This window comes from Solidesulfovibrio sp. (assembly GCF_029978005.1).
Classification (GTDB): Bacteria; Desulfobacterota; Desulfovibrionia; order Desulfovibrionales; family Desulfovibrionaceae; genus Solidesulfovibrio.
In genome coordinates this window covers 1-13,547 of sequence record NZ_JARKOZ010000050.1, presented here as the reverse complement: position 1 = coordinate 13,547, position 13,547 = coordinate 1, and the positions used below count along the sequence as shown (strand labels likewise).

The window sequence follows — 13,547 nt, the reverse complement described above, 5'->3', positions numbered from 1 at the left end:
CCACCCGCTTACCCATTTTCCGCATCGCCCATCGTGGGGGTCCGGGGGGGATCATCCCCCCCGGCCGCCGGAGGCATCTTCATCTTCCACCTTCCAGCCTCCGGCCGCGCCCTTCGTCTACTCTGCCTCGGTCCAGCCGTCTTTCCACCGGGCCACGAGGCTGGCCAGGGCCTTGCCGCGGTGGCTGCGGCTGTTTTTTTCGGCTGCGGTGAGTTCGGCGGCCGTTTTGCCGGCTTCGGGGTCGAGAAAGAGAGGGTCGTAGCCGAAGCCGCCGGCGCCGGCGGCTTTGAGGGTGACGCGGCCTTCCCAGGTCCCTTCGGCCACGAGTTCCCGGTCGTCGGGGCTGGCGGCCACGACGACGGAGACGAACCGGCAGGTGCGGTCGCGTTCGGGCACGTGGGCCAGCGCGGCCAGGAGTTTGGCGTTGTTGGCTTCGTCGGTGGCATGTTCGCCGGAGAAGCGGGCGGAGTAGACGCCGGGCGCGCCGGACAGGGCGTCCACGCACAGGCCGGAGTCGTCGGCGAGGCTGACGCGCCCGGTGGCCCGACAAACGGCCCGGGCCTTGATGCGGGCGTTTTCGAGAAAGGTTTCGCCGGTTTCGGGGATGTCGCCGATTTCCGGGTAGGCGTCGAGGCCGGCGACGCGCACGCCCAAGGGGGCGAGCAGGACGTTTAATTCCTTGATTTTTCCGGCGTTTCTGGTGGCGAGGACCACCTCTTGCGGCGCGTTTTCGGACGGTTGGGCCATCATGCCTCCTCGGGGGCGAGTTCGAGATAGGGCGGCAGGCAGAGCGTGGCGACGACGCCGCGACCTGGCGTACTTTCGATTTCCACCGTGCCGCCCAGGTCTTCGACGATTTTTTTGGTCATGGCCAGCCCCAGGCCGGCCCGTTTGTCGCGGGTGGTGAAGAAGGGGTTGAAGACGTTTCGCAGGATGTCCGGGGGGATGCCCGGGCCGTCGTCGGCCACGGAGAGGTTGACCAGGCCGTGGCGCAGCCCCGTGGACACGGTGACGTGGCCACCGGCGGGCATGGCTTCCATGGCGTTTTTGAGGAAATTGACGAGGCATTGGGTCAGGGTTTCGGGGTCGCCCCGGGCCATGGGCGCGTCGGGCGAGAGGTCAAGGGATACGGCGATGCCTTGCGCTTCCAGGGCGTGGCGCATGAGCGCCGTGGTGCGCCTGGCCACATCGGCCAGGTCGGCCTCGCCGGGCTTGGACTGGGTGGGGCGCGAGAAGTTGACGATGTCTTTGAGGATGTCGTCGAGCCGTTTGGATTCCTTGAGGATGATGGCGGCTTTTTCCCGGCTGGCCTCGCCCAGGTCCTTGGCCCGCAGCAGGGCGTTGGCGAAGCCGGCGATGGCGAAGAGCGGGTTTCGGATCTCGTGGGAGATGAACATGGACAGTTCGCCGATGGCGGCCAGGCGTTCGGATTTTTGCAGGCGGCGTTCCAGGAAGACGTCCTGGGTGACGTCGCGGCGCACCACGGCGATGTGGTCGAGGCGTCCGTCCTGGCCCGGGGCGGGGTAGAAGGTGGTGCGGAAATAGCGCAGCCGGCCCCGTCTGTCGATGCGCGAGCTTTCGCGGTCGGCCTTGCGGCCGGCGGCCAGGGCCTGGCGCACCGGGGGCCGTCCGTCTGGGCCTGGCGCGTCCAGGTCCGGGAATTCGGGGAAGGCGTCTCCGGCGGCGAGGCCGGCCAGTTCTTCCCGGGAGTGGCCCAGCCGCGCCGTCAGCCGGGCGTTGGCGTCGCACAGCCGGCCGTCGGGGCCGAGCAGGGCGATCTCTTCGTCCATGTGGTCGAGCACGGTGGACAAAAGCCGTCTGGCCCGGGCCATGTCCGGCCGGCAGGCGCCGGGGCAGGCGGCGCGCACGAGCAGCCCCAGCAACGGGCCGGCGTCCTCGTAGGTGTAGAGCCGCCAGCCCGGAGGCAGCGGGCAGGGCGGGGCCGCGCCGGGAGTGAGGCAGAAAAGCAGGCCCGGCGCGGCCGCGTCGAGCATGGCGGCCGGATCGTCGTGCCAGGCGATGCCCATTTCCCGGGCTTCGCGCGCGGCGGTGGCGGCAAGGCCGCCGCCGTTGTCCGGGGCGGCCGGGGCGGCGGACAGGGGCGCGCCGGCCAGATTGTCGCCCGGGCCGTTGACGCCGGCCTGGCGCAGTTGTTCGAAGCAGTCGAGCAGGGACGGACCGTCGCCGAAAAGACACAGGCGGGTCTGCGAATCGAGGGCGTGGTCCATGGCTCCTCCGGGCCGGCCGCTGCCGGCGCTTTTGCCATCGGCAGGCTCCCATGGTAGCCCGGGGCAAGACTGCCCGCAAGGATGGAACATCGATCTATGGCAAAGACCTGCCGTGTGCACGCCGTAAGCCTTGGCTGCCCGAAAAACCGCGTGGACACCGAAACCGCCCTGGGCGGCCTGCCGTTCGCCCACGAAATGGTGGATTCCCCCGAGAAGGCCGACCTGGTGGTCATCAACACCTGCTCCTTCATCGCCCCGGCCGTGGAGGAGTCCGTGGCCGCCATCCTGGAGACGGCCGAGGCGCTGCGGGAGCTTTCGCCGCGTCCCAAGCTCGCGGTCATGGGCTGCCTGCCGGCCCGGTTCGGCGAGGAGCTGCGCCAGGGCCTGCCCGAAGTGGACGTCTGGGGCCTGCCGTCGGAACTCGACGTCATTCCCGTCCGGCTGGCCGAGGCCCTCGGCGCGTCGCCGGCCGCGCCCACGGGCCGGCTGGCCAGCACGCCGCCGTCCTACGCTTATCTCAAAATCGCCGAAGGCTGCGACCACGCCTGCCGCTACTGCACCATCCCCTCCATCCGGGGTCCGCTCGTCAGCCGGCCCATGGAGGCGGTGGTGGAGGAGGCCCGGGGACTGCTCGGGCGCGGCGCGTCGGAGCTCGTGGTGGTGGCCCAGGACGTGACGGCCTACGGCCGGGACCTGGGGCTCAAGGAGGGGCTCAAGGGACTTCTGGAGAGGCTCTTGCCCCTTTCCGGGCTCAAGTGGCTGCGGCTGCTCTATCTCTATCCGTCCGGGGTGACCGATTCGCTTTTGTCCTTCCTGGCCGGGGCCGGCCGGCCTTTCGTGCCGTATTTCGACATTCCCTTCCAGCACGTGCACCCGGACATGCTGGCGGCCATGGCCCGGCCCAAGGCGGCGGCCGCCGATGCCGTGGTGGAGCGGGTGCGCCGGCATTTCCCCCAGGCCGCCCTGCGCTCGACCTTCATCGTGGGCCTGCCCGGCGAGAAGAAGGAACATTTCCAGGCCCTGCTCGATTTCGTGGCCCGCTCCCGGCTGCATCACCTGGGCGTTTTCCCCTACCACCGCGAGGAGGGCACGCCGGCCGCGTCCATGGGCGGGCAGGTGCGCCGCGACGTCAAGGATCGGCGCGTGGAGGCGGTCATGGCCGCCCAGCGCGAGATCAGCGCGGACATCATGGAAGGCTACGTCGGCACGGACCAGGAGGTGCTGGTGGACGCGCCCCACGGCGAATGGCCTGGGCTGCACGTGGGCCGCTGCTGGTTCCAGGCCCCGGAGATCGACGGCGTGACCTACGTGAGCGGCCCGGGCGTCGTGCCGGGGAAGATGATCGCGGCGACCATCGAGGAAGCCAAGGAGTACGATTTGGTGGCCCTGGCCTGACCGGGCGTTTCGCGCCCGGCGCGGCGGGCGCGACGGCGCAGGCCAAAACGGTCGGGATATAATGGTTGTGCCCTTCCGGGCTTTCTGCTACGACCAAAAATCCTTTTTACAGGGATAGATCGCGTTGGAGGTCAACTCATGGACAAAACCCCGGAAATGAAAAACAACCCTAACATGGAAATGGAAGTCAACTTCGAAGCCGCGCTGGAAAACTACCTCAATGAGGATTTCGGCGACCTGGAAGAAGGCTCCATTACTCAGGGCGTCGTGGTCCGCATCGGCAAGGAGCACGTCCTGGTGGACGTCAACTTCAAGTCCGAAGGCCAGATCTCCCTCAACGAATTCCTTGACGCCGCTGGCGAACTCGAAGTGCGCGTCGGGGACCAGATCGACGTCTACGTCGTCTCCAAGAACGAATCCGAAGGCACCATCCACTTGTCCCGCGAGCGGGCCAAGCGCATGCAGCTTTTTGATAAGCTCGAGGAAATCCAGGAAAAGGATGACGTCATCACCGGTCGGATCGTGCGCCGCATCAAGGGCGGCTACACCGTGGACCTGGGCGGCGTCGAAGCCTTCCTGCCCGGCTCCCACGTCGATCTGCGGCCCGTGCCTGACATGGACGCCCTGGTCGGCCAGGAGTTCGAGTTCCGCGTGCTCAAGATCAACCGCCGCCGCAGCAACGTCATCGTGTCGCGGCGCGTGCTCCTCGAGGAACGGCGCGACTCCATGCGCAAGGACCTCCTCAAGACCCTCGAGGAAGGCCAGGTCGTGACCGGACGCGTGAAGAACATCACCGAGTACGGCGTGTTCGTCGACCTCGGCGGCCTCGACGGCCTCATGCACATCACCGACATGTCCTGGAAGCGCATCAAGCATCCCAAGGAGTTGGTGCACCTGGGCGACGAACTGCAACTCAAGGTCCTGTCCTTCGACCAGGAGAAGCAGAAGGTGTCGCTTGGCATGAAGCAGCTCGTGTCCGACCCCTGGGAGAACATCGCCGGCAAGTACCCCGAAGGCACGCGCCTGTCCGGCAAGGTGACCAACCTGGTCGATTACGGCGCGTTCGTGGAGCTCGAGGCCGGCGTCGAAGGGCTGGTGCACATCTCCGAGATGTCCTGGACCCGCAAGCTGCGCCACCCGAGCCAGATGGTCCACGTGGGCGACGAGGTCGAGGTGGTGGTTTTGTCCGTCGATCCGGACAAGAAGCGCATCTCGCTCGGCATGAAGCAGGTGCGGCCCAACCCCTGGGACATCGTGGCCGAGAAGTACCCCGAGGGCACCATCCTTGAGGGTTCGGTGAAAAACATCACCGAATTCGGCATCTTCATCGGCATCGAGGACGGCATCGACGGCCTGATCCACGTCTCCGACATCTCCTGGACCAAGAAGGTCCGCCACCCCGGCGAGATGTTCAAGAGCGGCGACACCGTCATGGCCAAGGTCCTCACCGTGGACAAGGAAAACGAGAAGTTCACCCTCGGCATCAAGCAGCTCTCCGAAGATCCCTGGACCCGCGTGCCCGACACCTACCCGGTCGGTGCCATGGTCAAGGGCACGGTGACCAACATCACCGACTTCGGCCTCTTCGTCGAGGTCGAGGAGGGCATCGAGGGCCTGGTCCACGTCTCCGAGATCAGCCGCAAGAAGGTCAAGACCCCGGCCGAGCTGTACAAGGAAGGGGACGAGATCGAAGCCAAGGTCATCCACGTCAGCGCCGACGAGCGCCGCCTGGGCCTTTCCATCAAGTCCATCAAGGACGAGGAGGAAAAGCGCAAGTCCAAGGAGTTCCGCACCGCCGGACCTTCGGACACGGGCAGCAACCTCGGCGAACTGCTGCGCCAGAAGTTGGAAGAGGATGCCCAGCGCTAACCAGTCCTTTGCCCAGAGAAGGCCCGGCCTGTTCGGGCTTTGCATCGCCGTGGCGGCCGTGATCCTCGTGGTGGGGGTCGCGGCCGCCGTCGGCGTTTGGAGCGACGGGGGCATCGGCCGGTTCCCGGGCGTTTCCTCGTCCCGTTTCGGCCTGGTGCGCATCGAAGGGACCATCACCGAGTCCGAGAAGACCGTGAAGTTCCTGCGTGAGCTGCGCGAGGACGATTCCGTCAAGGGCGTGGTGCTGCGCATCAACTCCCCTGGCGGAGCCTTCGGCCCGTCCCAGGAGATCTACATGGCCGTGAAAAAGCTCGGCCGTGTGAAGCCCGTGGTGGCCTCGTTCTCCGCCGTGGCCGCCTCCGGCGGCTACTACGCCGCCTGCCCGGCCGGCCGCATCTTCTCCAATCCCGGCACCATCACCGGAAGCATCGGCGTCATGTCCCAGATGGCCAACGTGACCGAACTGCTGCAAAAGCTCGGCGTCAGCTTCGAATCCCTGACCACGGGCCGCCTCAAAGACGCCGGCAGCCCCTTCAAGCCGCTCACACCCGAACAACGCGCCTACCTGGAAGGGCTCATAAACGACCTCAACAAGCAGTTTTCCGGCGACGTGGCCCGGGAGCGCAAGCTCACGCCCGAAGCGGTCACGGCCATCGCCGACGGCCGGGCCATGACCGGCGCGCGGGCCAAGGAACTGGGCCTCGTGGACGTCCTGGGCGGCCAGGAAGACGCCATCGACTACCTCAAGGAGCAGACCGGCCTGACCGGCGACGTGCCGCTGCTTAAGGGCCCCAAGAAGGGCGGCGGCCTGTCCGAGCTCTTTTCCTCCTCCACCCGTGCCGCCGACCTCAAGGCGTCCGTGCTCTCCTGGCTCCTGTCCGGCCTCGGCGACACGCCGGACGGCGTGCGCCTGCCCTGACCGGCGACCGCGCCGCCCCCTCGCCCGACGACCTGCTCCGCGTCGCCTCCAACGACGGACGCAGGCGCCGCATGAACATTCCCTCTCGGTTCCGCATTCTTCGCGAGACAAGGGCTGGACGACGGACGTCAGGACTGGATCATTCCTGGCAGGTGGTCCCTGCCGCCTGCATCACGTCTTTTCTTGCCTGACCGTCATGCCCGGGAGCGTGTCGCGTCCTTGACGCCGGCCGCTTCCGCCTTCTAGTGTGGAAGCGAAGAGTACGGGAGGTCGCATGCGTCTCGTCACGTTTTTGCATGACGCGCAACCGCGCATCGGCGTACGCCTGGGTGATGTGCTCGTCGATCTGGCCCTGGCCGCTCCTGAACTTCCCCGCAACATGAAAGCCCTGCTCGTCCTGGGTGATTCCGGCTTGCAGGCCGCCTGCGACGCCGCCATGCGCGCCGGGCCGGACTGCCAGTCGCGGTTTTCCGCCGTGCGTCTCCTGCCGCCGGTGCCGGATCCGGGCAAGATCCTGTGCGTGGGGCTCAACTACGTGGACCACGCCATCGAGGTCGATCCGCGAAACCTGCCCGAGCATCCCGTGTTCTTCGCCCGCACGGCCTCGACCCTTGTCGCCCACGACGAGCCCATCGAGCGCCCGGCCGTCTCGCACATGCTCGACTACGAAGGCGAGGTGGCCGTGGTGATCGGCATCGGCGGCCGCAACATCCCCCGCGAGGCCGCGCTGGCCAGCGTGGCAGGGTACGCCCTTTTCAACGAGGCCTCGGTGCGCGATTACCAGTTCCGCACCAGCCAGTGGTTTCTGGGCAAGAATTTCGACAGGACCGGCGCGTTCGGGCCGGAGCTTTGCACCGTTGACGAATTGCCGCCCGGAGCGCGCGGCCTGCGCCTGACCACGGCCGTCAACGGCGAGATCATGCAGGAGGCCGCCACCACGGACATGCTTTTCGGCATCGACGTGCTGATCGCCACGCTTTCCGAAGCCATGACCCTGTGCCCGGGCGACGTCATCGTCACGGGCACGCCCTCGGGCGTCGGCTTTGCCCTGAACCCGCCGCGTTACCTCAAACCCGGCGACGTGGTGGAAGTGGAGCTCGAAGGCTACGGCGTGCTGCGAAACCCGGTCACGGATGCCGGCTGTCCCGGCTAGTGCCGCGTCCGCGAAATGCGGGCATGCGTATTTCGCGGACAACTTCTTTTAGGTGTTATATTTTTCTGGAAAAATACTATCGTTTTTTTCAGGGACGCAACACTGGGCTTTTCGCGTCCAGGACGCCGTGAAAGGGCCGTTGTCCGAGGACGGGCTTCACCCTTCGTTCTGCTGCCGAACTTCCAAAACTAAGCCCCTGCGCGCTTCTCGCACCCTCCAAAACAAAACGCCCTCCGGCGGATGCCGGAGGGCGTTCGTGCTTTTGATCGCGGCCGGCTAGCGCCAGGCCTTGTTCTTGGCGGAGTAGCTGAAGATTTCCCGGATGGCCTCGTCCTTGGACGTGAACGGGCCGGCCAGGGCCGCCTGCTTGGTCGGGGCCTCGCAGGTGTAGACGCGCTGCAAATACGTGATGTGGCCCACATAGGGCGTATGGTCGTATTCCACGCGCTTGACCTCCGCGCCCAGGGACTCGCGGATGATGACGCGGTAGGTGGCTTCCCAATGGTCGCCGACCTGCTTGATCTTCTTGTTGGTCACGGTGCCGACGCCCAGACGGTCGAGTTCGTCCACCCATTTGCGGGCGTAGGTCAGGAATTCGTCGCGGATGTTCTGCGGCACGTTGGTGCTGTTGGAGATGACGCCGGTCTTGCCGAAGGAGGCGCGCATCTTGTCGTCCACATCGATGGTCGGCGCGGCCACGGGCGCGGGCTCGAACTTGCCCTTCTTGCCTTTCTTGCCCTTGGCCGGGGTGGAGTCGTCAACGCCCGGATCGAGGACTTCGCCGCGCTTGGCGGCCTTTCTGGCCGAGGCGTCGGCCTTTTCCTCCACCTGGGCGACCGCGGCCGTCTTGGGCTCGGGCGCGGCCTTGGCGGCCGCCTGTGGAGCGGCGGCCGAGACGGCTGCCGGTGCGGCGGCGCTCGCCGCCGGAGCCTTGGCGTCCGGGATGGGGGCGGCTTTGCCGGGGATCTTCAGCGTCTGGCCGGCCTTGAGCTTTTTGGCGTCGGCCAGGCCGTTGGCGGCCATGAGGTCCTTGGCCGTCACGGAAAATTTCTTGGCGATCGTAGCCACGGAGTCGCCCTTCGCAACCTTGTATTCCAGGGGCTTGGGCTCTTCGATCTGGAGCTTGGGAGCCGGTCCGTCGGCCCGGTAGACATTGAGTCCGGCCCAGGCGGAACCGGGAACGGCCAACAGGAGGAAGGCGAAAACGACGAGGGTTTTTGCGCTTGGCATCAGGCACTCCGTGAAAAATACAAGGCCAGACGCCCCCGGGGGGGCGTCTGGCCAGGGAGACGGCGAACCGTCCCGCTTACATGCTCTTGAACTTGATCACGCACCGGCGGTTCAGGGCGCGGCCCTGAGCGGTCTTGTTGGTGGCGACCGGATCGGATTCGCCGAAGCTGATGGTCTCGATGCGGCTGGCGTCGATGCCCTTCTTCACGAAGAAGGCCTTGACGGAGTCGGCGCGGCGCTGACCAAGCTTCATGTTGTACTGCTCGGTACCGATGCTGTCGGTGTGACCTTCGAGGATCACCTTCATGCCGGGCTTGGACTTGATGATGGCGGTGCCTTCCTCAAGAACGGGCACGAATTCCGGCTTGATGTTGTACTTGTCGAAGTCGAAGTAGATGCTGCGGAAGACGACGATTTCGTCTTCGATCCACTCGTACAGGGCGCACTCGAGGAACTTCTCGCGGGCGGCCTCGTTGCGGAGCAGCTCTTCGCCGAGCTCGATGCAGTTGCACTTGCCCATGGCGGCGATGGCCTTCAGCACCTGCTGGCCATGCTTGCTGTCGGACAGGTCGACGATGTAGAAGCACAGGTTGTCGCCGTACTTCGCCTTCAGGGACTGGGCGACCGCGACGGGGTCGACGCCGCAGTTGGAGTCGCCGTCAGAGAAGATGAACACGCCGGTCTTGCCGGACAGGGTGGAGATGGGCAGCTTGTCCAGATCTTCCAGGCCCTTGCCCATCGGGGTCATGCGGCCGTAGACGCTGTAGTCCGTCTGGATCTTTTCGATGGCGGCAGCCATGGTGGCCTGGCTGTAGGGAGCCATCGGGGCGTACTCCTTGTACGGAGCGAAGGTGTACAGGCCGGCCTTGTAGCCCAGTTCGGGGGTCATCTTGTTCAGCTCACGGGCCAGGGACTTGGCCATCATGATCTTGGAGACGCCACCGAACTGCACGTAGCGCTGACCCTTGTACGAGAAAGCCATGGAGCTCGAATGGTCGATGAAGTAAATGAAGTTGTCGACCTTCGGCACCTGCTTCTTCGCCATGGCCGGGCCGCTGAAGCCCAGCAGCAGGGCGACCACAGCCACCAGCAACACTTGAAGTTTCTTGTTCATAACTCCCTCCTCGGAGCAGTGAATGGATTCACCCTTGCCAAAAAAACACCCTCTTCAATCGTCAACGGGCCGGCCGCCCCCACATTGGGAGAAGACGACCCACCTCGCAAAATCGCCTGAAATCATTAACGAAAGCAAGCGTCTCCGCGAGGTCCCTCTGTTCTCCGGTTAAAGATATAGTGCTTTTTGCAAGCAAGCGCAAGTGGATGCGCTTCTTCTCCCCTGCCAACCCGGTCGGGACCCTTGACCGGACACGGGTCCACTCTAGCAAAAATCTCCCGAATGTGTAGAAAAAAAATGTCCGCGCCAAAACGCGCCGCGGCATTGAAAAAAACCAGGAGTCACAATGGGAAGCAAATACGGGTTCACGGTCCTTCGCGACGAGGACCTCGCCGAATACGCCGCCAGGGCTGTCCTTAGCCGCCACGACCGCACCGGGGCGCAGGTCCTCTCGCTGAGCCTCGACGACGCCAACAAGGTCTTCGGCGTCTCCTTCCGTACCCCGCCCGCCAATTCCACCGGCGTGCCCCACATCCTGGAGCATTCCGTGCTCTGCGGCTCGCGCAAGTACCCGGTCAAGGAACCCTTCGTCGAACTGCTCAAGGGGTCGCTCCAGACCTTCCTCAACGCCTTCACCTACCCGGACAAGACCTGCTATCCCGTGGCCTCGGCCAACCTCCGGGACTTCTACAACCTGGTCGACGTGTACCTCGACGCCGTGTTTTTCCCGCGCATTCCGCCGCACATCTTCAAGCAGGAGGGATGGCACTACGAATTCACCGACGCCGGCGAACTCATCCGCAGCGGCGTGGTCTTCAACGAGATGAAGGGCGTCTATTCCTCGCCCGATTCCGTGCTCGGCGAATTCTCCCAGCGTCTGCTCTTCCCGGACACCGCCTACGGCCTGGATTCCGGCGGCGACCCCAGGGTCATCCCGGCCCTCACCTACGAGGAGTTCAAGGCCTTCCACGAAACCTACTACCATCCTTCCAACGCCCGGGCCTTCTTCTCCGGCGACGACGACCCCGACGAGCGCCTGCGCATCCTCGGCGACTATTTCGACCGCTTCGACGCCCGGCCCGTGGATTCGCACGTCGCGCTCCAGAAGCCCTTCGAAGCCCCGGCAGCGAAGGAGATGCCCTACGCCGCCGCACCGGGCCAGGCCGACCGCGCCTTCGTCACCGTCAACTGGCTGCTCCCGGACACCGAGGATCAGGACCGGGCGCTGGTGTTCGACGTGCTGGAGCACGTGCTCATCGGCCTGCCTACCTCGCCCCTGCGCAAGGCCCTCCTCGACAGCGGCCTGGGCGAGGACCTGGCCGGCACGGGGTTGGAGACCGAACTGCGCCAGATGTTCTTCTCCGTGGGCTTAAAGGGCATCAAGCCCGGGACCGCGGCCGACGTCGAGCGCGTCATTCACGGCGCGCTGACCTGGCTGGTCGATTCGGGCCTGCCCGCCGACGCCGTGGAGGCAGGGGTCAACGCCCTGGAATTCGCGCTTCGCGAGAACAACACCGGCTCGTTCCCGCGCGGGCTGTCCATGATGCTGCGCGCGCTCGCCACCTGGCTCCACGACGGCGATCCCCTGGCCCCCCTGCGCTTCTCCGGGCCCCTGGCCCGCCTCAAGGAGCGTCTGGCCGCCGGCGAGCGCGTCCTGGAAGAGGCCATCCGGACCTGGCTCCTCGACAACCCCCACCGGGTGACCCTGGTGCTGACTCCCGACACCGAACTCGACGCCAAACGGCTGGCCGAGGAGAAAAAGGAGCTGGCCGACATCGCCGCCGGCCTCGACGAGGCCGCCCGCCAGGCCGTCATCGACGGCCAGGAGGAGCTGCGCCGCCTCCAGGAAACCCCGGACGCCCCCGAGGATCTGGCCAAGATCCCCAGCCTTTCCCTCAAGGACCTGCCCGAGGCCGAGACGCCCATTCCCCAGCGGGCCTACGACCGGGGCCAGGTCGCGCTGTACGTCCACCCCCTGGAGACGGCCGGCATCGCCTACCTCGATCTGGCCTTTCCCCTGGCCGGCGTGCCGGACGGCCTCGTGCCCCTGCTGCCGCTCTTCGGCCGGGCCCTTCTGGAACTCGGCACGGACAAAAGCGACGCCATCACGCTGACCCGGCGCATCGCCGCCAAGACCGGCGGCATCTCCCGCGAGGCCCTGGTCGCCTCCCGCTACGGCGACGGCCCGGACGACGCGGCGGCAAGGCTCGTCCTTCGCGGCAAGGCCACCGTGGAAAAGACCGGGGAATTCCTCGACATCCTGCGCGAGATCCTTGGCGGCACCGATTTCGGCAACAAGGAGCGCTTCGCCCAGATGGCCCTGGAAGCCCGCTCCCGTCTGGAACGCCGCATGGCCCCGGCCGGCCACGCCACGGCCGGAGCCAGGTTGCGCGCCCGCTACACCCTGGCCGGCAACCTGGCCGAACGCCTGCGTGGCATCGCCCAGCTCGAATACCTGCGCGGTCTGACCGCCCGCATCGAGACGGACTACGACGGCGTGCGCCGCGACCTGGAAACCCTGCGCGACGTGGTGCTGACCCGCAACAACGCCGTGGTGGGGCTGACCGCCTCGCCGGCCGACCTGGACGGCCTGGAAACCGCCGTGGCCGGACTCCTGGACGACCTGCCCGACGCCACGCCCCGGCCGCAGGCCTGGACGCGCCTGGCCATGCCCGCCAACGAAGGCGTGCCCATCCCGGCCCAGGTGCACTACGTGGGCGTGGGCCTGGACCTGAACGGCACAGGCTGGAGCTTCGACGGAGCCGACCTCGTGGCCGCCCGCTACCTGCGCATGGCCTACCTCTGGGAGCGCGTGCGCGTGCGGGGCGGAGCCTACGGCGCGTTCTGCTCCCTGGACCGCATCGCCGGACAGGCCGTGTTCGTCTCCTACCGCGACCCCAACACCGAGGCCACCATCGAAGCCTTCCGCGCCGCCGGCCGCTACCTCATGGACGCCGACCTCCACGACGACGAAATGACCCGGGCCGTGGTCGGGGCCATCGGCGACATCGACAGCCACATGCTGCCCGACGCCAAGGGCCACGTGGCCATGGTGCGCCGGCTCGTGGGCGAAACGCCCGAGATCCGGGCCACCACCCGCGCCCAGGTCCTCGGCGCGACCAAGGCCCGGTTCCGCGAATTCGGCCAGGCCCTGGCCAAGGCGGCCGAATCCCCGGCCATCGTCGTCCTCGGCCCGGCTTCGTCCCTGGACGCGCTCACCGTCCCGGACATGACCCGCACCGACGTGCTGTAGCGGGGCTTTGCAGGGCGCTGCCCTGCTCGCGTCAGGGCGTTGCCCTGGACGAATCGGGGCTTTGCCCCGAACCCCACCGGGGGGGATCATCCCCCCCGGTCCCCCCGTCCGGCGTGGTTTGGCGGGGGTGGCTGCGGTCACCTGGGTGCGGTCGCCGTTGGCGGACCGAAGATGGGGGCGAAATTCCGCCCCCAGGCCGTCGCCCCTTCGGGGCGAAGGGGGTGGATTTTTTTGCTTTGGGATGCGGTGTAAGGGCGCGGGAATGCGGAGGGACGGGCGGCCTCGGAGAGGCGGGATGAATAAATGATGTTGACAATGAGACTCATTATCATTAAATCAATTTCCCATGCGGACGGCACGAGCCGCCCGGAAAAAAGCAGTTGCGG

10 protein-coding genes are annotated in these 13,547 nt (G+C 66.5%); 5 read left to right on the top strand and 5 right to left on the bottom strand.

The features are described from left to right. Window positions 1-117 precede the first annotated feature (117 nt). A complete protein-coding gene (locus Q1K70_RS05885; RefSeq protein WP_300156834.1) occupies window positions 118-747 on the bottom strand; it encodes an XTP/dITP diphosphatase in 630 nt (209 codons plus the stop codon). After that, entirely contained in the window at window positions 747-2,228 is a 1,482-nt protein-coding gene (locus tag Q1K70_RS05880; protein ID WP_300156833.1) for an ATP-binding protein, read from the bottom strand. Before Q1K70_RS05880 ends, Q1K70_RS05885 begins: the two co-directional genes overlap by 1 nt. Before the next feature lie 96 nt (window positions 2,229-2,324). On the opposite strand from Q1K70_RS05880, the gene rimO reads away from it, so the two are divergent. From rimO to Q1K70_RS05860, 4 genes are all read left to right on the top strand, one after another. After that, window positions 2,325-3,623 (top strand): 30S ribosomal protein S12 methylthiotransferase RimO, encoded by a 1,299-nt coding sequence (gene rimO / locus Q1K70_RS05875; RefSeq protein WP_300156831.1) that lies wholly within the window; start codon window positions 2,325-2,327, stop codon window positions 3,621-3,623. Window positions 3,624-3,761: 138 nt separating this feature from the next. Then, a complete protein-coding gene (locus Q1K70_RS05870; protein ID WP_300156829.1) occupies window positions 3,762-5,492 on the top strand; it encodes a 30S ribosomal protein S1 in 1,731 nt (576 codons plus the stop codon). Continuing rightward, on the top strand, window positions 5,479-6,411 hold the full coding sequence (gene sppA / locus Q1K70_RS05865; RefSeq protein ID WP_300156827.1) for a signal peptide peptidase SppA: 933 nt from the start codon (window positions 5,479-5,481) through the stop codon (window positions 6,409-6,411). Before Q1K70_RS05870 ends, sppA begins: the two co-directional genes overlap by 14 nt. A 274-nt stretch (window positions 6,412-6,685) precedes the next feature. Beyond that, on the top strand, window positions 6,686-7,564 hold the full coding sequence (locus Q1K70_RS05860) for a fumarylacetoacetate hydrolase family protein (protein WP_300156825.1): 879 nt from the start codon (window positions 6,686-6,688) through the stop codon (window positions 7,562-7,564). A gap of 276 nt (window positions 7,565-7,840) precedes the next feature. Here the strand turns inward: Q1K70_RS05860 and Q1K70_RS05855 are convergent, their stop codons facing one another. Continuing rightward, entirely contained in the window at window positions 7,841-8,794 is a 954-nt protein-coding gene (locus Q1K70_RS05855; RefSeq protein ID WP_300156823.1) for a LysM domain-containing protein, read from the bottom strand. A gap of 76 nt (window positions 8,795-8,870) precedes the next feature. Further along, window positions 8,871-9,908 carry an OmpA family protein gene (locus tag Q1K70_RS05850; protein ID WP_300156822.1) on the bottom strand — a complete coding sequence of 346 codons (1,038 nt, stop codon included), beginning with the start codon at window positions 9,906-9,908 and terminating at the stop codon, window positions 8,871-8,873. Window positions 9,909-10,254: 346 nt separating this feature from the next. On the opposite strand from Q1K70_RS05850, the gene Q1K70_RS05845 reads away from it, so the two are divergent. Continuing rightward, window positions 10,255-13,161 carry an insulinase family protein gene (locus Q1K70_RS05845; RefSeq protein WP_300156820.1) on the top strand — a complete coding sequence of 969 codons (2,907 nt, stop codon included), beginning with the start codon at window positions 10,255-10,257 and terminating at the stop codon, window positions 13,159-13,161. A 137-nt stretch (window positions 13,162-13,298) separates the two neighbouring features. Here Q1K70_RS05845 and Q1K70_RS05840 read toward each other — a convergent pair. Beyond that, window positions 13,299-13,547 (bottom strand): hypothetical protein (locus tag Q1K70_RS05840; RefSeq protein ID WP_300156818.1); only part of this gene is annotated, 249 nt, incomplete at its 5' end.